15 protein-coding genes are annotated in these 21,101 nt (G+C 60.3%); 6 read left to right on the forward strand and 9 right to left on the reverse strand.

Going from position 1 to position 21,101, the window contains the following annotated elements:
- The first annotated feature begins 87 nt into the window (after window positions 1–87).
- The 6 genes from AC3ITY_RS13320 to pepN are packed head-to-tail and all read left to right on the forward strand — an operon-like array spanning window position 88 to window position 6,604.
- On the forward strand, window positions 88–978 hold the full coding sequence (locus AC3ITY_RS13320) for an NAD(+) kinase (protein WP_008016128.1): 891 nt from the start codon (window positions 88–90) through the stop codon (window positions 976–978).
- Window positions 978–1,949, forward strand: coding sequence for a metallophosphoesterase (locus AC3ITY_RS13325; protein WP_489309745.1), 972 nt, complete (start codon window positions 978–980; stop codon window positions 1,947–1,949). The genes AC3ITY_RS13320 and AC3ITY_RS13325 overlap by 1 nt, the downstream gene beginning before the upstream one ends.
- Window positions 1,946–2,815, forward strand: coding sequence for a rhomboid family intramembrane serine protease (locus AC3ITY_RS13330; protein ID WP_489309747.1), 870 nt, complete (start codon window positions 1,946–1,948; stop codon window positions 2,813–2,815). Before AC3ITY_RS13325 ends, AC3ITY_RS13330 begins: the two co-directional genes overlap by 4 nt.
- 33 nt (window positions 2,816–2,848) lie before the next feature.
- Window positions 2,849–3,109: a YeaC family protein gene (locus AC3ITY_RS13335; protein ID WP_489309749.1), complete on the forward strand. Its 261-nt coding sequence runs from the start codon at window positions 2,849–2,851 to the stop codon at window positions 3,107–3,109.
- Window positions 3,106–3,936 (forward strand): DUF2797 domain-containing protein, encoded by an 831-nt coding sequence (locus AC3ITY_RS13340; protein ID WP_489309751.1) that lies wholly within the window; start codon window positions 3,106–3,108, stop codon window positions 3,934–3,936. The genes AC3ITY_RS13335 and AC3ITY_RS13340 overlap by 4 nt, the downstream gene beginning before the upstream one ends.
- A gap of 10 nt (window positions 3,937–3,946) precedes the next feature.
- The gene (gene pepN / locus AC3ITY_RS13345) at window positions 3,947–6,604 is read left to right on the forward strand and encodes an aminopeptidase N (protein ID WP_489309753.1); all 2,658 of its coding nucleotides are present in this window, start codon (window positions 3,947–3,949) and stop codon (window positions 6,602–6,604) included.
- 41 nt (window positions 6,605–6,645) lie between these two features.
- Here pepN and AC3ITY_RS13350 read toward each other — a convergent pair whose 3' ends face one another.
- The 9 genes from AC3ITY_RS13350 to AC3ITY_RS13390 form a co-directional block, all read right to left on the reverse strand.
- Entirely contained in the window at window positions 6,646–8,685 is a 2,040-nt protein-coding gene (locus AC3ITY_RS13350; RefSeq protein WP_489309755.1) for a hypothetical protein, read from the reverse strand.
- A gap of 630 nt (window positions 8,686–9,315) precedes the next feature.
- The gene (locus tag AC3ITY_RS13355) at window positions 9,316–11,271 is read right to left on the reverse strand and encodes an acetoacetate--CoA ligase (protein ID WP_489309757.1); all 1,956 of its coding nucleotides are present in this window, start codon (window positions 11,269–11,271) and stop codon (window positions 9,316–9,318) included.
- A gap of 189 nt (window positions 11,272–11,460) precedes the next feature.
- The gene (locus AC3ITY_RS13360; protein ID WP_489309759.1) at window positions 11,461–12,234 is read right to left on the reverse strand and encodes a 3-hydroxybutyrate dehydrogenase; all 774 of its coding nucleotides are present in this window, start codon (window positions 12,232–12,234) and stop codon (window positions 11,461–11,463) included.
- Window positions 12,235–12,241: 7 nt separating this feature from the next.
- The gene (locus AC3ITY_RS13365; RefSeq protein WP_489309761.1) at window positions 12,242–13,633 is read right to left on the reverse strand and encodes a GntP family permease; all 1,392 of its coding nucleotides are present in this window, start codon (window positions 13,631–13,633) and stop codon (window positions 12,242–12,244) included.
- A gap of 286 nt (window positions 13,634–13,919) precedes the next feature.
- Window positions 13,920–15,335 (reverse strand): sigma-54 interaction domain-containing protein, encoded by a 1,416-nt coding sequence (locus AC3ITY_RS13370; protein ID WP_489309763.1) that lies wholly within the window; start codon window positions 15,333–15,335, stop codon window positions 13,920–13,922.
- Between the two features lie 138 nt (window positions 15,336–15,473).
- Window positions 15,474–17,051: an ABC transporter ATP-binding protein gene (locus AC3ITY_RS13375; protein ID WP_489309765.1), complete on the reverse strand. Its 1,578-nt coding sequence runs from the start codon at window positions 17,049–17,051 to the stop codon at window positions 15,474–15,476.
- 14 nt (window positions 17,052–17,065) lie between these two features.
- Window positions 17,066–18,088: an ABC transporter permease gene (locus AC3ITY_RS13380; protein WP_489309767.1), complete on the reverse strand. Its 1,023-nt coding sequence runs from the start codon at window positions 18,086–18,088 to the stop codon at window positions 17,066–17,068.
- Entirely contained in the window at window positions 18,088–19,149 is a 1,062-nt protein-coding gene (locus AC3ITY_RS13385) for a microcin C ABC transporter permease YejB (protein WP_046038450.1), read from the reverse strand. The genes AC3ITY_RS13380 and AC3ITY_RS13385 overlap by 1 nt, the downstream gene beginning before the upstream one ends.
- Window positions 19,149–21,017 carry an extracellular solute-binding protein gene (locus tag AC3ITY_RS13390; protein WP_489309770.1) on the reverse strand — a complete coding sequence of 623 codons (1,869 nt, stop codon included), beginning with the start codon at window positions 21,015–21,017 and terminating at the stop codon, window positions 19,149–19,151. The genes AC3ITY_RS13385 and AC3ITY_RS13390 overlap by 1 nt, the downstream gene beginning before the upstream one ends.
- Between the last annotated feature and the right edge of the window lie 84 nt (window positions 21,018–21,101).

Genomic DNA, 21,101 nt, shown 5'->3' on the forward strand with positions numbered 1-21,101 from the left:
CCCTTGAAGCTGAAAGGATTTTGTCTACGGGAGGCTTTCGCCCATAATCGTGGTTTTCGCCGCCACGCAGATCCCCGCAGGAGCCCCATGGAGCAATTTCGCAATATCGGCATCATCGGTCGCCTGGGCAGTTCCCAGGTGCTGGATACCGTCCGCCGACTGAAACGGTTTCTGCTCGATCGTCACCTGCACGTGATCCTCGAAGACACCATCGCCGAAGTGCTGCCAGGGCACGGCTTGCAAACCTCATCGCGCAAGATGCTCGGCGAAGTCTGCGACATGGTCATAGTGGTCGGTGGTGACGGCAGCCTGCTCGGTGCCGCCCGGGCGCTGGCCAAGCACAATATCCCGGTGCTCGGTATCAACCGCGGCAGCCTGGGTTTCCTCACCGACATCCGTCCCGATGAGCTGGAAACCAAGGTCGCCGAAGTGCTGGACGGCCACTATCTGGTGGAAAACCGCTTCCTGTTGCAGGCCGAAGTCCGCCGCCACGGCGAGGCCATCGGCCAGGGCGATGCACTGAACGATGTGGTGCTGCACCCTGGCAAGTCCACGCGAATGATCGAATTCGAGCTGTACATCGACGGCCAGTTCGTCTGCAGCCAGAAGGCCGACGGCCTGATCGTCGCGACGCCGACCGGTTCCACCGCCTATGCGCTGTCCGCCGGCGGGCCGATCATGCATCCCAAGCTCGACGCTATTGTGATTGTGCCGATGTACCCCCATACCTTGTCGGGTAGGCCGATTGTGGTCGATGGCAACAGTGAGCTGAAAATCGTCGTGTCCAAGGATATGCAGATTTACCCGCAAGTCTCGTGTGACGGGCAGAACCACTTCACCTGCGCGCCCGGCGACACCATTACCGTCAGCAAGAAAGCCCAGAAACTGCGGCTGATTCACCCGCTTGACCACAACTACTATGAAGTCTGCCGGACCAAGCTCGGCTGGGGCAGCAAGTTGGGGGGTGGAGGCGACTGATGCTCGATCCCGCGCGTAGCTACGACCTGATCGGTGACGTGCACGGTTGCGCTCTGACCCTGGAGCACTTGCTCGACCGACTCGGTTATCACAAGCAGGGTGGCGTCTGGCGGCATGCCTCGCGCATGGCGGTGTTCGTTGGCGATATCATCGACCGCGGCCCGCGGATTCGCGAGGCTCTGCATATCGTCCACGACATGGTCGAGGCCGGTCAGGCTCTGTGCATCATGGGCAACCACGAGTTCAATGCGCTGGGCTGGGCCACGCCGGCGCTGCCCGGCAGCGGCAAGCAGTTCGTGCGCGAGCACACGCCGCGCCATGCCCGCCTGCTGCACGAAACCCTGACCCAGTTCGAACACCATCCGGGTGACTGGCACGACTTCCAGCAATGGTTCTACAAGTTGCCATTGTTCGTCGATGCCGGGCGTTTTCGCGTGGTCCACGCCTGCTGGGACGCCGGGCTGATCGAGCCGCTGCGGGCGTTGTTCCCCAACGGTTGCGTCGATGAGCATTTTCTCCAGGCGTCGGCGGAATCGGGCTCTTTTGCATGCACCGTATTCGATCGGCTGTTGCGCGGCACGGACATGCGCTTGCCCCATGGCCTGACCATGACCAGCGGCGACGGCCTGGTGCGTTCGTTCTTCCGGACCAAGTTCTGGGAAGACGATCCGAAAACCTACGGCGACATCGTGTTCCAGCCGGATGCACTGCCCGAACCCGTTGCCCGGACGCCGCTGACATCTACCGAAAAGAACAGTTTGCTGCGTTATGGCATCGATGAGCCGCTGTTGTTCGTCGGTCATTACTGGCGCAGCGGCAAGCCGGCACCGATCCGGCCGAACCTGGCCTGTCTGGATTACAGCGCGGTGCTGTACGGCAAACTGGTTGCCTACCGACTGGATCAGGAAACCCGCCTGGATCCGCAAAAATTCGTCTGGGTCGATGTCGAGCGGCCGGAGGTGCTGCAATGAGTGCTGTAGCGGTATTGCGTCTGCCCTTGGCGGTGGACTTGAGCGGGTTCGTCACCCTGCTCAAGCGCATGCAAGTGCCCCACCGGGTCAGCGAGGAAGCTGGCGAGCAGGTGTTGTGGGTGCCGGACAACATCAGTGAAGACGTGCGTGCGCTGTACGAACGTTTTCCGGCGGGCGATCCCGACCAACAGCTGGACATTCCAGTGGCGCAAACCGTCAAGCGTCCGGGGTTCGTCGAGCAGCTGAAATACGCCAAGGCCACCGCGCTGGTATTGCTGCTGAGCATGATCGTCGGCGCGATCACGTTACTGGGCGACAACCTTGAAACGATGCGTTGGCTGACCTTCCTCGAATTCCGCGTGGTCGGCGAGTACCTCCACTTCACGCCACTGGCCGACAGCCTGGCTGCGGGGCAGTGGTGGCGCCTGGTCACGCCGATGCTGATCCACTTCGGCATTCTGCACCTGGCGATGAACGGCATGTGGTATTGGGAGCTCGGGCGGCGCATCGAGTCGCGTCAGGGCAGCATCAACCTGATCGGCCTGACCCTGCTGTTCAGCCTGGTGTCCAACTTCGCCCAGTATTTCTTCAGCGGCCCGACCTTGTTCGGCGGTTTGTCCGGCGTACTGTACGGCCTGCTCGGGCATTGCTGGATCTTCCAGTTGCTGGCGCCGAACCCGGCCTATCGCCTGCCCCGTGGTGTGCTGGTGATGATGCTGGTGTGGTTGCTGCTGTGTCTGTCCGGGCTGGTCTCGATGATCGGCTTCGGCGAAATCGCCAACGCGGCCCACGTCAGCGGGTTACTCATCGGATGCTTCACCGGTTTGTTGGGCGGTTTGTATAACCGCCGTAAACTGGCCGCCTAATTTAAGAACATGCAATAAAGAGACGGAGACCCAATGTCCTCTTTTAACGAAATGATCAACAACATCACCCACGATATCTACGAGAGCCTGAAACTGGCCGTGGAAATCGGCAAATGGTCCGACGGCGGCAAGCTCACCGCCGAACAACGCGAGCTGTCGCTGCAGGCGATGATCGCCTGGGAAATCCAGAACCTGCCCGAGGACCAGCGCACCGGCTACATGGGCCCGCAGGAATGCAGCTCGAAGTCGATTCAAGTGCCGAATATCCTGTTCAAGTCGGATGCCATCCATTGATCGAGATTGGCCGCGGTGCAATCAGCAAAATGTCGGCGCGCCTGGACGGGCCGAACGTGCAATATGCATTTCGTCTGGGCGAAACCGAGGTCCCGGTCAATCCGTTGATCGGTACCACGGTGCGCCTGGAATACCTGGGGGCGATCCACTGCATCCATTGCGGACGCAAGACCAAGACCAGTTTCAGCCAGGGCTACTGCTACCCGTGCATGACCAAACTGGCCCAGTGCGACGTGTGCATCATGAGCCCGGAGCGCTGCCACTTCGAGGCCGGCACCTGCCGGGAACCCGAGTGGGGCGAGAAGTTCTGCATGACTGACCACGTGGTGTACCTGGCCAACTCGTCGGGGGTGAAAGTCGGGATTACCCGCGCCACCCAACTGCCGACCCGTTGGCTCGACCAGGGTGCGAGCCAGGCCTTGCCGATCATGCGCGTATCGACCCGCCAGCAGTCCGGTTTCGTCGAGGATCTGTTCCGCAGCCAGGTGGCCGACAAGACTAACTGGCGTGCTTTGCTCAAGGGCGATGCGGCGGCGGTGAACCTGGCCGAGGTCCGCGATCAACTGTTCGACAGCTGCGCTGAAGGCTTGCTCGGGTTGCAGCAGCGATTTGGCTTGCAGGCGATCCAGCCGGTGACCGATGTCGAACCGCTGGAAATCCGCTACCCGGTCGAGCAGTACCCAGCGAAGATCGTCAGCTTCAACCTGGACAAGAACCCGATTGCCGAAGGCACGCTGATGGGGATCAAGGGCCAATACCTGATCTTCGACACCGGCGTGATCAATATTCGTAAATACACGGCTTACCAGCTCGCCGTGCATCAGTAAGGACTCCAGCATGCGCACCGAACAACCGAAGATGATCTACCTCAAGGACTATCAGGCGCCCGAGTACCTGATCGACGAAACGCACCTGACCTTCGAGTTGTACGAGGACCACAGCCTGGTCCATGCGCAACTGGTGATGCGCCGCAACCCCGAGCGTGGCCCGGGCCTGCCGCCGCTGGTGCTGGACGGCCAGCAGCTTGAGCTGTTGGCGGTGACGTTGGCCGACCAGGAGCTTTCCGAGGCGCAGTATCAGCTGACCGAGAATCACCTGACCCTGCACCCGACCAGCACCACCTTCACGGTCGACACCAGCGTCCGGATCCACCCGGAAACCAACACCGCGCTGGAAGGCCTGTACAAGTCCGGCACGATGTTCTGCACCCAGTGCGAGGCCGAAGGCTTTCGCAAGATCACCTATTACCTCGACCGCCCGGACGTGATGAGTACCTTCACCACCACGGTCGTCGCCGAGCAACACAGCTACCCGGTGCTGCTGTCCAACGGCAACCCGATTGCCTCCGGTCCCGGTGAAGACGGCCGGCACTGGGCGACCTGGGAAGACCCGTTCAAGAAACCGGCGTACCTGTTTGCGCTGGTGGCCGGTGACCTGTGGTGCGTCGAAGACACCTTCACCACCCTGAGCGAGCGCAACGTGGCGCTGCGCATTTACGTCGAGCCGGAAAACATCGACAAGTGCCAGCACGCCATGAACAGCCTGAAGAAATCCATGCGCTGGGACGAAGAGGTCTACGGTCGCGAGTACGACCTGGACATCTTCATGATCGTCGCCGTGAATGACTTCAACATGGGCGCCATGGAGAACAAGGGCCTCAACATCTTCAACTCCAGTGCCGTGCTGGCCAAAGCGGAAACCGCCACCGATGCCGCACACCAGCGGGTCGAGGCGATCGTCGCCCACGAATACTTCCACAACTGGTCGGGCAACCGCGTGACCTGCCGCGACTGGTTCCAGCTGTCGCTCAAGGAAGGCTTCACGGTGTTCCGCGATGCCGGTTTCTCCTCGGACATGAACTCGGCCACGGTCAAGCGCATCCAGGACGTGGCGTACCTGCGTACCCACCAGTTCGCCGAAGACGCCGGCCCCATGGCCCACGCCGTGCGCCCGGACAGCTTCATCGAGATTTCCAACTTCTACACCCTGACCGTGTACGAAAAGGGCTCGGAAGTGGTCGGCATGATCCACACCTTGCTCGGCGCCGAAGGCTTCCGCAAAGGCAGCGACCTGTACTTCGAACGCCACGACGGCCAGGCCGTGACCTGCGATGACTTCATCAAGGCCATGGAAGATGCCAATGGCGTTGACCTGACCCAGTTCAAACGCTGGTACAGCCAGGCTGGCACACCGCGCCTGGCGGTGAGCGAGTCCTTTGATGCGGCGGCGAAAACCTACAGCCTGACCTTCCGTCAGAGCTGCCCGGAAACCCCGGACAAGGTTGAAAAACTGCCGTTCGTGATCCCGGTCGAACTGGGGCTGCTGGATTCCAAAGGGGCAGCGATTGCCCTGCGTCTGTCCGGTGAAGCCACCGCGCAAGGCACCTCGCGGGTCATTTCCGTGACCGAAGCCGAGCAGACCTTCACCTTCGTCGACATCGCCGAACAGCCGCTGCCGTCGTTGCTGCGCGGCTTCTCGGCACCGGTGAAGCTGAGCTTCCCGTACAACCGCGACCAGTTGATGTTCCTGATGCAGCACGACAGCGACGGCTTCAACCGCTGGGATGCCGGCCAGCAACTGTCGGTGCAGGTGCTGCAAGAGTTGATCGGACAGCAGCAGAAGGGCGAAGCGCTGGTACTCGATCAGCGTCTGGTGTCGGCGCTGCGCACGGTGCTCTCGGATGAGTCGCTGGATCAGGCTATGGTCGCCGAAATGTTGTCGCTGCCAAGCGAGGCGTACCTGACCGAGATCAGCGAAGTGGCGGACGTCGAAGCGATTCACACGGCGCGTGAATTTGCCCGCAAGCAATTGGCCGATGCGTTGTTCGAAGGCCTGTGGCTGCGTTATCAGGCCAACCGCGAGTTGTCGAAGCAGACGCCGTACGTGGCCGAAGCCGAGCATTTTGCCCGTCGTGCCTTGCAGAACATCGCGCTGTCGTACCTGATGCTCAGCGGCAAGCCGGAAGTTGTGGCGGCAACCCTGGAGCAGTTCGACGCATGCGACAACATGACCGAGCGCCTGACCGCGCTCGCCGTGCTGGTCAACTCGCCGTTTGAAGCCGAGAAGGCCAAGGCGCTGGCCAGCTTCGCCGAGCACTTCAAGGACAACCCGCTGGTGATGGACCAGTGGTTCAGCGTCCAGGCGGGCAGCGTGTTGCCCGGCGGCCTGGCACGGGTTGAGGCGTTGATGCAGCACCCGGCGTTCAACATCAAGAACCCGAACAAGGTGCGGGCATTGGTCGGTGCGTTTGCCGGGCAGAACCTGATCAACTTCCATGCCGCTGACGGTTCCGGGTATCGCTTCCTCGCGGATCTGGTGATCGAGTTGAATGGCTTCAATCCGCAGATTGCTTCTCGCCAGTTGGCGCCTTTGACTCGCTGGCGCAAGTATGACGATGCTCGTCAGGCGCTAATGAAAGGCGAGCTGGAGCGGATTCGGGCTTCGGGTCAATTGTCCAGCGATGTGTTTGAGGTGGTCAGCAAAAGCCTGGCCTGATCCTGATGCCGCGCAGTGCCAGTCACTACGCGGCGAACAGGTTACGGCAGCAAGAAAAACTTCGTGGCCAGTTCCTTGTCGATGTGGCCGCGATAGATGTCAATTTTCTGGAGAGGGTTTTGTGCCTCGGCCAGTGCCGTGGCATTGGTAGCGAAGCGCTGTTCTTTGGTTTTCAGGCTGGCAGCGGTGTAATCGGCCGTGGCATCATTTAATTTTTTGTAATGAAAGTGTGCAAACCACAACGGCCGATTGTCACGGTTCAACAGGACGTATTCCTGCAAAAAATCCTTGCGTCCGGTTTTCAGTTGTTTGCGCTCGCCGATTTTTTGCGGATGAATTTCCTCGCGACTCAACAAATACTCCACGGCTTCGCTGGTAGGGGCTTGGGCCAGGGACATTTGGATGCGTAGCTGCGTTGCCTTGTCGTTGATAGATTGCGCTTGGGCCCGTAGCCCAGTGATGAGGACGGCATCATTCTGCGAGTTTGACGGTGCGTTTTCATGGCTTTCCAGGCGGTCCGCATAGTCGATCAGATTCTGTGCCGTGTTCTGCAAGCTCTCTTCGATTCCCTTTGGATGGCTCGTCCCTTGTGCGTAGCCCTCGAATTTTTGCATCTGTTCAGCGATTTTTGCCAGCGCCTTTCGAGCATCGCCCTTGAGTTGCGGGAAAGGAGTGACGCGCGCTTTCGGTGCGGGTGTTCTGGCTTCGACGGTTTCTATCCAGGCATTCGGCTCATGTTCGTGAAAAGAGGCCAGTGGTTTGTCTTCGAAAGGGCTTTTGATGTCGACAATGTTTGCGCCCTGATTGGCAACTCGCGGCCGAACTTCACCGATCAATGCGCCTTTGACAGTGTGGATGACCCGCTTGCGGGAGGGCGATGAAGAGGCGCGGTTGACGGGAAATTGGTCCGCTGTCGATTTCGGGGAGGACTTTTCAGAGTCCGCCAGGTTCTGCAGCTCATCAACCAGACGGCGCTTGGCATCATCGTGCAATTGTCCGACGATTTCATACAGACGGTTGAACGGGGCTAGCTGCAATTCATCGGCGCGGAAGATGCGAATACTGGTGAAATGGTGCAATGCTTTGCCGTAGTGTTTGACCAGGTTGTCCAAGACGGCGATACGATCGCCGCTTTCATAGTGCTGTGAGACTTGAAGCTCAATATGGGACTTGGACACCAACAGCAGAGGATTCATAGCGCTGTTCAGTGCTGCCGACGTGTCGCTGAAAGGCTTCGTTGCACTGAGGAAGGGCAAAGTGGCCAGTTGCCTGAACTTGGAATCCAGCACTTCCACTTCATTATCGGGCCTGTTGCTGGTTAATTGCTTCAAGTCATTGGCCCCCTGGTGCGACATCTTTTTAAGTTGGTCAAGCCAGCTCCCCACATCGGTATGGAGCTTGATCATAGTCCCGTAGATCTTGGAGTTCTCGCCCATGAATTTCAAAACATCTTCCACTACGACAGTGCCTTCGGTTTGCAGGGCTATGCCGATCTGCTCCGCATTACTCTTGGAAAGGGGGCACTTGCGCATAACGGCGTTGGCATCCTCGATCGCTACCGCGATTTGCGCGCGAGCATTATTGACAAGACTTACCAGTAGGTCGCACTGTCGTCGAATAGCGCGAGGATCACCCCCCAAGGTAATCAATTCCATGGTCTCGGGCAGCAGCGTGACATAGCTTGTGCTTTGAGCGGCCAGTGCGGCGAAGTAACGTTGCCTGCACTGCGCGCGTACTTCTTCGGAGCATGACGGATCCTCTTCTTTGCTCAGCATGTCTTCGTACGTGCTATCAACGTTTTTTTGCATTTGTATCAGTTGCACCTCCTCGAACTTCTCGTAATTCCGATTTAGCTCTGCGATGCGCTGCTGCTTTTGCTCCTTCATCGCGGCGACTGTCATCTTGCGGACACCCCCCAGCGGCTTCAGTCCCGCCGATTGCACGGGCGACTCTAATTTCGCTTGTCCCTGGCGAGCGGATTTCAACGCTTTTGCAACGGGTGTGTGGCCTTTTGGAGGGTTATCGTTTGCGGGAGTGAGGCTGGATAAGGGGACGCTTGCGCCGCTTGTGGGTCGAAACATTTCTTGTCGTCCATGGGTAATCGATGCGCACCACCATAGGAGGGGTGGCAAGTCGGGTTCTGACAAAAAACGCTCATGGTTACAATTCGCCTGGCTGCATGAATAAGCCGAACGCGAGCATAGACCGTCCATGGACAACTCGATCAGCCTCAGCAATACCTGACCATTCACCCGGGACGCATCCATCCCCGGTTAACAAAACATAACGTGCCGTCGACTGTCAGCCCTTCAAAAACACCGATAGGATAAGCCAGCTTCCAAAGGGGCTCTGGATTGCGGGTTTCAGGACTATGCTCTGAAACAGCCGGTCCAGACACGCACCCTTGCGGCGCCCAGAAAGGTTGAACGACCTAACAATAATAATGGGGGAAGGTCTATGAGTGAGCCTGCCATGGGTGTGGGTATCTGCCGCCCGCCGGCATTACGCAAATTCGCGTTGCTGGCTACAGCGCTCTCGCTGTTGGGCTCTGCCGTGCTGTCGACACCCTTGCCGCGCTCAACGGGCTGCTTGCCCAGTCGATTCGGGCGATCAAGGCCTGGGCATCGCTGGCGGTTGGTGTTGCGTTCATCTGGGAGTCCTGCGCCTGAGTCGATTTAGCAGGCGTCTATTCTTGCACAGGTAACCCTTTTTCAATCCAGGAGTTCGGGCCTGTTTCGGTACTGTTCAAGCGCTTCGGGATTGGCCAGTGCATCAGTGTTCTTCACCTTCTGCCCATGCACCACATTGCGCACTGCCAACTCGACGACTTTGCCGCTGATGGTCCGGGGGATGTCCGTCACTGCGACAATTTTCGCCGGCACATGACGCGGCGTGGTGTTGGCGCGAATCGTCTCGCGGATCTGCTGTTGCAGTGTCTCGTCCAGTTCGAGCCCGTCGCGCAAGCGTACGAACAGCACCACCCGCACGTCATCTTGCCACTGCTGACCGATGGCCACGCTGTCGAGTACCTGGGGGATTTTTTCCACCTGACGATAGATTTCCGCCGTGCCGATGCGCACGCCGCCGGGATTGAGCACGGCATCGGAGCGACCGTGGATCATCATCCCGCCATGGGGCAGTTGTTCGGCGTAATCACCTTGGGCCCAGACGCCGGGGAATAGGCTGAAATAGGATTCGCGCAGTTTTTCGCCATCGGGATCGTTCCACAGGCCAATGGGCATCGCCGGAAAATGGCGGGTGCAGACCAGCTCGCCTTTTTTACCGATCACTGGATGGCTGGCGTCGTTCCACACTTCGACGGCCATGCCCAGGCTCTTGCCCATGATTTCGCCACGCCGCACGGGCGACATCGGGTTGCCGTTGACGAAGCACGAGACGATGTCGGTGCCGCCGGACATCGAAGCCAGGCACACGTCAGCCTTGAAGTCGCGATAGACGAAGTCGTAACTCTGCGGCGAAAGTGCCGAGCCGGTGCAGAGCAACGTCTTGAGGCTGTCCAGGTCATGACTTTCACGCGGCTTGATACCGCTGCTTTCCAGGGTCGCGAGGTATTTGGGGCTGGTGCCGAAGACGCTGATGCGTTCGTCGTCGATCAGGTCGATCAGGCGTTGCGGCTCGGGCTGGAACGGTGAGCCATCGTACAGCACCACGGAGCTGCCTGTCGCCAGCGCCGACACCAGCCAGTTCCACATCATCCAGCCGCAGGTGGTGTAGTAGAACAGCCGTTCACCGGGGCCGAGATCGCCATGCAGGCCGTGTTCCTTGACGTGTTGCAGCAACACGCCGCCGGTGCTGTGGATGATGCATTTTGGCACGCCGGTGGTGCCGCTGGAGTAGAGGATGTACAGCGGATGGGCGAAGGGCACCGGGACGAAATCCGGTTCGCCGCCGGGCGTATAGAAGTCATCCCACAGCGTCACGTTGGCCTGGGTACGGAATTCTTCTATGTGCGCCTGTGGGCGGGCGTAAGGCACGACGATCAACTGTTGCAGCGAAGGCAGGCGCTCGAGGATTTCGTTGACCTTGGCTGTCTGGTTGATTTCTTTGCCGGCATAGCGATAGCCGGCGCAAGTCACCAGCACTTTCGGTTCGATCTGGCCGAAACGGTCAACCACCCCTTGGGTGCCGAAGTCCGGCGAAGAGCAGGACCAGATTGCACCAAGGCTGGTGGTGGCGAGCATGGCCACCAGTGTCTGCCAGGTGTTGGGCATGCAGGCGGCGACCCGGTCACCCACACCGACGCCAGCAGCGATCAAGCCATTTTGAAAACCGGCGACCTGTTCGGCCAGTTCGGCCCAGGTCAAATGTTCACGCTGACCGTTTTCGCCGACGGCTATCACGGCGATCGCATCATCGCGACGCAGTAGCAGGTGTTCGGCAAAGTTCAGCGTTGCGCCGGGGAACCACTGGGCGCTGGGCATCTGCGGGCCTTCGAGCAGCACGGCGTCGGGTTGCTCGTGGAAGCGGATGTCGAAGAAATCGACAATGGCCTGCCAAAATTCCGGGCGTTGATCGATGGACCACTGGTGCAGGGCAGGGTAGTCGTCGATCTTGAGGTGGTGCCGCTGATTGATGAAGCGCCGAAAGGCCTCCATGCGGGTCTTGCCAATGCGTTTGGCGTCGGGTTGCCAGAGGATGTCGGACATGGTTTGCCTCTTCTTTTTTATGCCTTCACACAGGCTGATGTGGAGCAGGTTCTTGTGGCGAGGGAGCTTGCTCCCGCTCGGCTGCGTAGCAGTCGCAAATCCAGCCAACCGGTTTTTGTCTGTGAGACTTATGGGGCGGCTTCGCCACCCAGCGGGAGCAAGCTCCCTCGCCACAAAAGCAAACGACAGTTACTGCGCCAACCACCCACCATCAACATTCCACGCCGCGCCCCGCACCTGGCTGCCGGCTTCGCTGCACAAAAATAACACCAGTTCACCCAGTTGCGGCGGTGTCACGAATTCCAGCGATGGCTGCTTTTCGGCGAGCAAATCATGCTGCGCCTGCTGCGGATCAATCCCGTTCGCGGCACGATCATCAATCTGCTTCTGCACCAGCGGCGTCAATACCCAGCCTGGGCAAATCGCGTTGCAGGTGACCTGGGTGGTCGCGGTTTCCAGCGCGACCACTTTGGTCAAGCCGATCACCCCGTGCTTGGCGGCGACATAGGCTGACTTGCCCACCGAACCGACCAGTCCATGCACCGAGGCAATGTTGATCACCCGGCCCCAACCCTTGGCGCGCATGCCCGGCAGGCTCAAACGGGTGCTGTGGAACACCGACGACAGGTTGATCGCAATTATCGAATCCCAGCGCTCCACCGGGAACTCGTCCACCGGCGCCACATGCTGGATGCCGGCGTTGTTGACCAGAATATCGACGCCGCCAAATTCATGCTCGGCGTAGGCAATCATGTCGGCAATCTGCGCAGGGTCGCTGACATCGGCCGGATGGTGGCCGACCTTGCCGCCAAATTGTTCTACTTCGGCAATCACCTTGGACGCATCGCCGAAGCCGTTGAGGATCAGGTTGGCCCCGGCCTTGGCCAGACATAGGGCGATGCCCAGGCCGATGCCGCTGGTGGAACCGGTGACCAGTGCGGTCTTGCCCGAAAGAGTCGTCATGAATACCTCACACAATGCCAGTGGCGTAGAAGGTGCCGATCACCACGAAAACCGCCAGGGTCTTGATCAGCGTAATACAGAAAATGTCTTTGTAAGCCTCGCGGTGGGTCAGCCCGGTGACCGCCAGCAGGGTAATCACCGCGCCGTTGTGCGGCAGGGTGTCCATGCCGCCGCTGGCCATCGCGGCGACCCGGTGCAGCACTTCCAGCGGAATGTTCGCAGCATGGGCGGCGCTGATGAACTGCTCGGACATCGCCGCCAGCGCGATGCTCATGCCACCCGAGGCGGAACCGGTGATGCCGGCCAGCAGGGTCACGGTAATCGCTTCGTTGACCAGTGGGTTGGGAATGCTCTTGAGCCAGTCGGCCAGTACCAGGAAACCTGGCAGGGACGCGATCACCGCGCCGAAACCGTATTCCGAGGCCGTGTTCATTGCCGCCAGCAAGGCACCGCTGACCGCACTTTTACTGCCTTCGGCAAGCTTGCGGCTGATCGCCTTGTAGCCGAACACCAGCACCATGAGGATGCCGACCAGCAAGGCTGCCTGTACGGCCCAGATCGCCGTAAGCTTGGCGATTTCCGTGGTCACCGGCGCAGTCATGCCCGGCAGCGCGAGACTGTGGGTCTTGCCGTACACCTGCGGAATCCACTGGGTGAACAAAAGGTTCATGATGCCCACCGCCAGAAGTGGCGACAGCGCCAGCCACGGGTTGGGCAGCTTGAGGTCGGCGGCGGTTTCCGGCTCGTTGCGCAGGTCCGAACCATAGCCTTCACCGGAGCGCTGGGCCTTGTTGCGCTGGCGCTGGAGAAACAGCATGCCGGCGCAGAACACGAAGATCGTGCCGATCACACCCAGCCACGGCGCCGCCCAGGCGGTGGTGTTGAAGAAGGTGCTGGGGATGATGTTCTGGATTTGTGGCGTGCCGGGCAGGGCGTCCATGGTGAACGAGAAGGCGCCCAGGGCAATGGTCGCCGGGATCAGCCGCTTGGGGATGTTGCTCTGGCGGAACATTTCAGCGGCAAACGGATAGACCGCGAACACCACCACAAACAACGATACGCCGCCGTAGGTCAACAGGGCGCAGACCAGCACGATCACCAGCATCGCCTGGCGGGTGCCGAGCAGGCGAATCGCCGCCGCGACGATGGAACGCGAGAAGCCGGACAGTTCGATCAGCTTGCCAAACACCGCGCCGAGCAGGAATACCGGGAAATACAGCTTGATGAAACCGACCATTTTTTCCATGAACACCCCGGTGAAAGCGGGGGCGACGGCAGACGGGTCGGTCAGCAGGACAGCGCCGAGGGCGGCAATCGGGGCAAAAAGGATAACGCTGTAGCCACGGTAGGCAGCCAGCATCAGCAGCGCGAGGGCTGCCAAGGCAATGATCACACTCATGGTGTGTCTCCTGGGTTGTTATTTTTGTTGGGTGAAGCCTGGTAGGAGAGGCGTATAGCGAGTTTTGTGCCAGATGCTTAAGCTGTTGAAATATAAGGGTATATTTTACTTTTGTGGGCGGGATTCAAATGCTTTGTCTCTAATCGGAGACTTATGGCGATAGTGCCGGCCTCATCGCGAGCAGGCTCGCTCCCACAGTAGACCGTGTTCTCCCGAACTACTCTGTCTCCCTGTGGGAGCGAGCCTGCTCGCGAAGATCTGTCTAACAATGGAGATGCATATCTCTTTATGGAGACTCTGCGATCCCCAGCGCCACCATCTTCTTGTACAACGTCGACCGCCCGAGGCCCAATCGTGCTGCTGCTTCAATCACCTTGCCCCCGCATTGCGCGAGGGTCGTTTCGATCAGTTGTCGGTCAAATCGCTCTCGCGCCGCACTGAACGTCTCATGGGCAAGCGGTTCGATGGTCAAGGGCGCCACGCGTTCCACCGGTGTGAATGTACCAATAGCCGCGCGGATATCCGCTGTCGTCAGGCGCAAGTCATCACTGAGCAACGCGGCCCGCTCCAGCACATTGCGCAGTTCCCGGATGTTCCCCGGCCAGGCGTGTTGGCCCAACAGTTCCAGGGCTTCGTGGTGCAGTTCATGCTGGCTGCGCAGTTCCTCAAGAATCGCTTCACTGAGTGCCGGCACGTCATCCAGGCGGTCGCGCAGGGGCGGAACCTGGATCGGCAGCACGTTGAGCCGGTAGTACAAGTCGGCGCGGAATTCGCCGCGTTTGATCGCGGCTTCCAGATCCGTGGAGGTCGCGGCGATCACCCGCACATCGCTCTGGATCACTTCGTTGGAGCCCACCGGCTCGAATTCCTTTTCCTGCAACACCCGTAGCAGTTTGCTTTGCAGGGGCAGCGGCATGTCGCCGATTTCGTCGAGGAACAGCGTGCCGCCCTGGGCGATCTGCAATTTGCCGGCGCGGCCCTTGCGGTCGGCTCCGGTAAACGCGCCGGGGGCGGTGCCGAAGAATTCGGCCTCCAGCAGCGATTCGGGAATCGCCGCGCTGTTGATGCTGACAAACGCCTTGTGCGCGCGGGGCGAGGCATTGTGGATCGCCTGGGCCAGCAACTCCTTGCCGGTGCCGGTTTCGCCGAGCAGCAATACCGGCGATTCGGTACTCGCACTGCGCCGGGCGCGACGTTTGACTTCCAGGCTGGCGGCGCTGGTGCCGATGAAGTGGGCGAAGTTGTATTTGGTCTGCCGCGCGCGCAGCAGCGAGCGGGTGGAGGCCAGTTCTTCCTGCATGCTCATGTAGCGCTTGAGCATAGGCGACAGGCTGCGCAATTCGTCGAACAGGGCGAAACCGATGGCGCCGATGACTACGCCGGCATCGTCGTGAATCGGCAGGCGCATGACCACCAACGGCTCTTTGGGGGTGTCTTGCATATCCAGCAAAATCGGCCGGCCGGTGCGCACCACCTCACGCAGCAGGCTGCCGGGGATCACGCTTTCGCAGGGCTTGCCGATCGCGCCTTGCGCCGATTGCAGGCCGAAGCGCCGGGCATAGCGTTCATTCATCCAGACGATGTTGGCATCGCGGTCGACAATTACCGTGCCTTCACTCGATTGCTCGATGATTTCGAACAACGAACGGATCGCCAGCAAGCGAACGCGCTGGTAGTCCTTGAGGCTTTCGGTGGTGTTCATGGGCTGATCCTGATTATGTTTTGCCTGTGCTGGCCTCTTCGCGAGCAGGCTCGCTCCCACAGGGAATTTGTGAACGACACAGATCAACTGTGGGAGCGAGCCTGCTCGCGAAGGCCGCGATGCGGTCTAACGGCCAGATTATGCCTGCCCCAACATCGCCGCCGCCAACAGCTCCTTGGTATACGGATGCTGCGGCGAATCGAACACCTCATGGCTGGCGCCGCGCTCCACCACTTTGCCGTCCTTGATCACGATCATGTCGTGGGCCAGGGCGCGCACCACTGCAAGGTCATGGCTGATGAACAGATAGGTCAAACCGTATTTTTCCTGAAGCTGGCGGAGCAGGGCGACCACTTGTTTCTGCACCGTGCGGTCCAGCGCCGAGGTCGGTTCGTCGAGCAGGATCAGCGCCGGCTTCAGCACCAGCGCCCGGGCGATGGCAATGCGCTGACGTTGGCCACCGGAGAACTCGTGGGGATAGCGATGGCGACTTCGGGGGTCGAGGCCGACTTCGCTCAGAGCCCGGATCACTTCGGCGTTGCACTCTTCAGTGCTCAACTGGCTGTGCACTTCCAGGCCTTCGCTGATGATCTGCGCGACCGACATTCGCGGGCTGAGGCTGCCGAAGGGGTCCTGGAACACCACCTGCATCTTCTTGCGCCACGGTCGTAGCTGTTTTTGCGTCAGGCCGTCCAGCGCCTGGCCCTGAAAGCGGATACCGCCTTCGGAGTCGAGCAAACGCAGGATCGCCTGACCCAGGGTGGACTTGCCCGAACCGGATTCGCCGACGATGCCCAGGGTCTTGCCGCGTTGAATGTTCAGGCTGATGCCATCGACGGCCCGCAGCCAGGTCTTGCGCTGAAACAGGCCGCCACCGACGGGAAACCGCACCTGCAGGTTGTCCACCTCCAGTACGTTTTCTCGCTCGTCCAGGGGCAAGGCTTCGCCCTCAGGTTCGGCGTGCAGCAATACGCAGCTGTAAGGGTGCTTCGGTTCGGTGAAAAGGACTTCGCAAGGCGCCTGCTCGACAATTTCCCCGGCCTTCATCACGCACACGCGCTGGGCGATGCTGCGCACCAGATTGAGGTCATGGCTGATCAGCAGCAGCGACATGCCCAGCCGCTGCTGCAGGGACTTGAGCAGCAGCAGGATCTTGCGCTGCACCGTCACATCCAGCGCGGTGGTCGGTTCGTCGGCAATCAGCAGTTCCGGTTCGCACGCCAGGGCCATGGCGATCATCACCCGCTGGCGCTGCCCGCCAGACAATTGATGGGGATAGGCCTTGAGGCGTTCCTCGGGTTTCTGGATGCCCACCAGGTGCAGCAATTCGAGAATTCGCGCTTGCGCCGCTTTGCCCGCCAGGCCTTTGTGCACCAGCAAGGTTTCACCGATCTGTTTTTCGATGCTGTGCAGCGGGTTGAGGGAGGTCATCGGCTCCTGGAAGATCATCGCGATGCGATTGCCGCGCAGTTGTCGCAACTTGCCGGCATCGGCGCCCACCAGTTCCTGGCCGCGATAGCGGATGCTGCCCGTCGTCTCGGTATCGGTATGTGGCAGCAGTTGCAGGATCGAGTGGGCCGTCACCGACTTGCCCGATCCGGATTCGCCCACCAGCGCCAGGCATTCGCCGGGGCGGATGTCCAGGCACAGTTTGCGCACCACGGTCTGGCCGCTGAAGGCCACGCTGAGGTCACGGATTTCGATCAGGTTGGTCATCTCTGCATTCCGAATCAAGATCGAGGATCAAAAGCGTCGCGCAGCGCTTCGCCAATGAACACCAGTAAAGAAAGAATCAGCGCCAGGGTGAAGAACGCCGTCAGCCCCAGCCACGGCGCTTGCAGGTTCTGCTTGCCCTGGCCGATCAGCTCGCCCAGGGAAGCGCTGCCGGCAGGCATGCCGAAGCCGAGGAAGTCCAGCGCCGTCAGGGTGGAAATCGCCCCGGTGAGAATGAACGGCAAGTAGCTCAAGGTCGCGTTCATGGCGTTGGGCAGAATGTGCCGCACGATGACCTTGCGGTCGGTCAGGCCCAGCGCGCGCGCGGCCTTGACGTATTCCAGGTTGCGCCCGCGCAGGAACTCGGCCCGCACCACGTCCACCAGAGCCAGCCATGAAAACAGCGCCATGATCCCCAGCAGCCACCAGAAATTCGGCTCGACGAAGCCCGACAGGATGATCAGCAGGTACAGCACCGGCAACCCGGACCACACTTCCAGCAGACGCTGGCCGAGCAAATCCACCCAGCCGCCGTAATAACCTTGCAGTGCCCCGGCGGCGATGCCGATCAGGGCACTGACAAACGTCAGCATCAAGGCAAACAGGATCGATACCCGGGCGCCGAAGATCACCCGGGCCAGTACGTCCCGTGACTGGTCGTCGGTGCCCAGCCAATTGACGCTGGAGGGCGGGCTGGGTGCGGGTTTATTCAGGTCATAGTTCGGTGTGTCGTCACTGAACGGAATCGGCGGAAACAGCAACCAGCCGCCATCCTTCTTGATCAGTTGCTGCACGTAGTCGCTGCGGTAGTCGGCCTGGAACGGCAGTTGCCCGCCGAACGCCTGTTCGGTGTGGCGTTTGAAGACCGGGAAGTACCACTGGCCCTGATAGCTGACCATCAGCGGTTTGTCGTTGGCGATCAGTTCGCCGCCCAGGGTCATCAGGAACAGGCCGACAAACAGCCAGAGCGACCACCAGCCCCGACGGTTTTTCTTGAAACGCTCGAAGCGGCGACGGGCCAGCGGTGAAAGCTTGAGCATCAGGCGTTCCTCGCGGCGAAGTCGATACGCGGGTCGACCAGGGTGTAGCAGAGGTCGCCGACCAGTTTTATCAGAAGGCCAAACAGGGTGAAGATGAACAGCGAGCCGAACACCACCGGATAGTCCCGGGATACCGCCGCTTCGTAGCTCATGCGGCCCAGGCCGTCGAGGGAGAAGATCACCTCGATCAGCAGTGAGCCGGCAAAAAACACACTGATGAACGCCTGGGGAATGCCCGATACCACCAGCAGCATGGCGTTGCGGAACACGTGCCCATACAGCACCCGTCGTTCACTCAGTCCCTTGGCCCTGGCGGTGACCACGTACTGGCGGGTGATTTCATTGAGGAACGAGTTCTTGGTCAGGATGGTCAGCGTGGCGAAGCCACCGATCACCAGGGAGGTCACCGGCAACACCAGATGCCAGAAGTAGTCGGCCACCTTGCCAAGGGTCGACAGCGATTCGAAGTTGTCCGAGACCAACCCGCGAACCGGAAACCAGTTCAGCGAAGTGCCACCGGCAAACACCACGATCAGGAACATCGCAAACAGGAACGCCGGCATGGCATAGCCGATGATGATTGCGGTACTGCTCCAGATGTCGAAATGGCTGCCATGGTGCACGGCCTTGCGGATGCCCAGGGGAATCGACACCAGGTAGGTGATCAGCGTCGCCCAGAGCCCGAGGGAAATGGTCACCGGCATTTTTTCGAGGATCAGGTCAGTGACGGTGGCGCCTCGGAAGAAACTCTTGCCGAAGTCCAGGCGCGCGTAGCTGGTGAGCATCAGCCAGAGGCGTTCGTGTGCCGGTTTGTCGAAGCCGTATTGTTTTTCAATGTCCTTGATCAGCTGCGGATCAAGCCCGCGACTGGCCCGGGACTTGCCGCTCATGGCTTCGCCGGAACCACCGCCAACCGCGGCACCGCCAATGCCTTGCAGGTGTGCGATGGCCTGTTCGACCGGCCCGCCCGGCGCGGCCTGGACGATGACAAAGTTGACCAGGAGAATGATCACCAGCGTCGGAATGATCAGCAACAGGCGCCGCAATATGTAAGCCCACATCAGTGCGGCCCTCCGGGTTTGCCACGGCTGATACGCTCGGCCGTCATCTGTTGGTTGGTCAATGGCGTGGTACTCATCTCCCACCAGCTCTCGATGGCTTCGTCATTGCTCGCTTGTACGTTCGGGATGCCAAAGCGGTTCCACCACACTGTCGAGGTGCCCGGCGGGTAATAGTTGGGAATCCAGTAGTAATTCCATTGCAGCACCCGGTCCAGGGCATGGGCGTAGTGCAGCATGTCAGCCTGGGTATTGGCGCGGATCAGCCCGGTGATCAGGGTGTCCACGGCCGGGTTCTTCAACACCATGTAGTTGTTGGAGCCAGGATCGGTGGCCGCCGCCGAACCGAAATAGTTGAGCAGTTCGTTTCCCGGAGAAGTGGTGACCGGGTAGCCGGTGACGATCATGTCGTAGTCGCGGCTCATCAGGCGATTGACGTATTGGGACGAGTCGATACGGCGGATGTTCAGGTCGATGCCGATCTGTTTCAAGGTGCGTTTATAGGGCAGCAGCAGGCGGTCCATGCCGTTCTGACTGACCAGGAAGGTGAAACTCAGCGGCTCGCCGTCGGCATTGACCAGTTGGTCGCCATCGGGTTTCCAGCCGGCCTGTTCGAGCAAGTCCAGGGCTTGCAGCTGCTTGTCGCGAATCACGCCGCTGCCATCGGTCTTCGGCGCTTCGAACACCTGGGTGAAGACTTCGTCGGGAACCTGCCCGCGCAGCGGTTCGAGAATCGCCAGCTCACCGGCATCCGGCAGTTGCCGGGCCGCGAGATCGGTATTGGAAAAAAAGCTCTGCTGGCGGATGTACATGTCACGCATCATCTGCCGGTTGCTCCACTCGAAGTCCCACAACATCACCAGCGCCTGGCGCACGCGACGGTCCTGGAACATGGGCTTTTGCAGATTGAACACAAAACCCTGGGCCGGCTGCGGTGCCTCTGTGGCGAGGTGAGCCTTTTGCAGGCGACCGTCGCTCAGGGCCGGGCTGTCGTAGCCGATGGAATAGCCGGTGGCGGAAAATTCGCGGTTGTAGTCAAAGGCGCCGCCGCGCAGGACCTGGCGCGCCACGTCGGTATCGCCGAAGTACTCGATGCTGAAATGATCGAAGTTGTACAGGCCACGGCTGACCGGCAGATCCTTGCCCCACCAATCGGGATTGCGCTCGAAGGTGATGCTGCGTCCGGAATCGATCTTGCCGACTTTATAGGGACCGCTGCCCAGCGGCGCTTCATAGCCGCCGCCACCGGCGAAATCGCGGCTCTTCCACCAGTGTTCGGGAAACACCGGCAAGGTCGCGATATCCAGGGGCAGGGTGCGATTTTCGTTGTTCTTGAAATCAAAGCGCACGGTCAGCGGCGATTCCACTTCGACGCTTTTGACGTCGGCGAACTGGGTACGGTAACGCAGGCTACCCTGCGTCATCAGCAGGTCGAAGGTGTAACGCACGTCTTCGGCGGTAATCGGTTTGCCATCGGCAAAACGCGCCTTGGGGTTGAGGTAAAAGCGCAGGGACAGGCCGTCCTCAGAGCGCTCCATCTTCTCTGCCACCAGGCCGTACACGGTGTAAGGCTCGTCCAGCGAGCGTTGGGCCAGTGGTGAATAGAGCAAACCGTCGATCTGTGTGACGCCGATGCCTTTGTCGATGTAAGGCAAAACATGGTCGAACTGACCGATCTCGATCGCCGAGCGCCGCATCGTGCCGCCTTTGGGGGCCTGCGGGTTGGTGTAGGCGAAATGACTGAAGCCGGCAGGGTATTTCGCCGGTTCGCCGTACACGGTCATTGCCGGTTGCGGTGCCGCATTCACACCCGTGGCACCCATCAGCAGGGCCGCGGCAGTGAACAACAAGGTAGGGAAAGCCAGTCGCATTGTCAGCCTTGGAGCCGGGTGGTCGTTAACGACAATTTGTACGCTAGCGGCGCGTCCCTCGCCAGCCGTATTACGCATCGCAAA

Source organism: Pseudomonas sp. GL_091 (assembly GCF_057837725.1).

Excerpts from the sequence above, each read along its gene's own strand:
- AC3ITY_RS13360 (WP_489309759.1), bottom strand. The coding sequence starts at position 12,234 with ATGACGACTCTTTCGGGCAAGACCGCACTGGTCACCGGTTCCACCAGC.
- AC3ITY_RS13320 (WP_008016128.1), top strand. The coding sequence starts at position 88 with ATGGAGCAATTTCGCAATATCGGCATCATCGGTCGCCTGGGCAGTTCC.
- AC3ITY_RS13330 (WP_489309747.1), top strand. The coding sequence starts at position 1,946 with ATGAGTGCTGTAGCGGTATTGCGTCTGCCCTTGGCGGTGGACTTGAGC.
- AC3ITY_RS13365 (WP_489309761.1), bottom strand. The coding sequence starts at position 13,633 with ATGAGTGTGATCATTGCCTTGGCAGCCCTCGCGCTGCTGATGCTGGCT.
- AC3ITY_RS13380 (WP_489309767.1), bottom strand. The coding sequence starts at position 18,088 with ATGCTCAAGCTTTCACCGCTGGCCCGTCGCCGCTTCGAGCGTTTCAAG.
- pepN (WP_489309753.1), top strand. The coding sequence starts at position 3,947 with ATGCGCACCGAACAACCGAAGATGATCTACCTCAAGGACTATCAGGCG.
- AC3ITY_RS13390 (WP_489309770.1), bottom strand. The coding sequence starts at position 21,017 with ATGCGACTGGCTTTCCCTACCTTGTTGTTCACTGCCGCGGCCCTGCTG.
- AC3ITY_RS13350 (WP_489309755.1), bottom strand. The coding sequence starts at position 8,685 with ATGTTTCGACCCACAAGCGGCGCAAGCGTCCCCTTATCCAGCCTCACT.
- AC3ITY_RS13325 (WP_489309745.1), top strand. The coding sequence starts at position 978 with ATGCTCGATCCCGCGCGTAGCTACGACCTGATCGGTGACGTGCACGGT.
- AC3ITY_RS13375 (WP_489309765.1), bottom strand. The coding sequence starts at position 17,051 with ATGACCAACCTGATCGAAATCCGTGACCTCAGCGTGGCCTTCAGCGGC.
- AC3ITY_RS13370 (WP_489309763.1), bottom strand. The coding sequence starts at position 15,335 with ATGAACACCACCGAAAGCCTCAAGGACTACCAGCGCGTTCGCTTGCTG.
- AC3ITY_RS13335 (WP_489309749.1), top strand. The coding sequence starts at position 2,849 with ATGTCCTCTTTTAACGAAATGATCAACAACATCACCCACGATATCTAC.
- AC3ITY_RS13355 (WP_489309757.1), bottom strand. The coding sequence starts at position 11,271 with ATGTCCGACATCCTCTGGCAACCCGACGCCAAACGCATTGGCAAGACC.
- AC3ITY_RS13385 (WP_046038450.1), bottom strand. The coding sequence starts at position 19,149 with ATGTGGGCTTACATATTGCGGCGCCTGTTGCTGATCATTCCGACGCTG.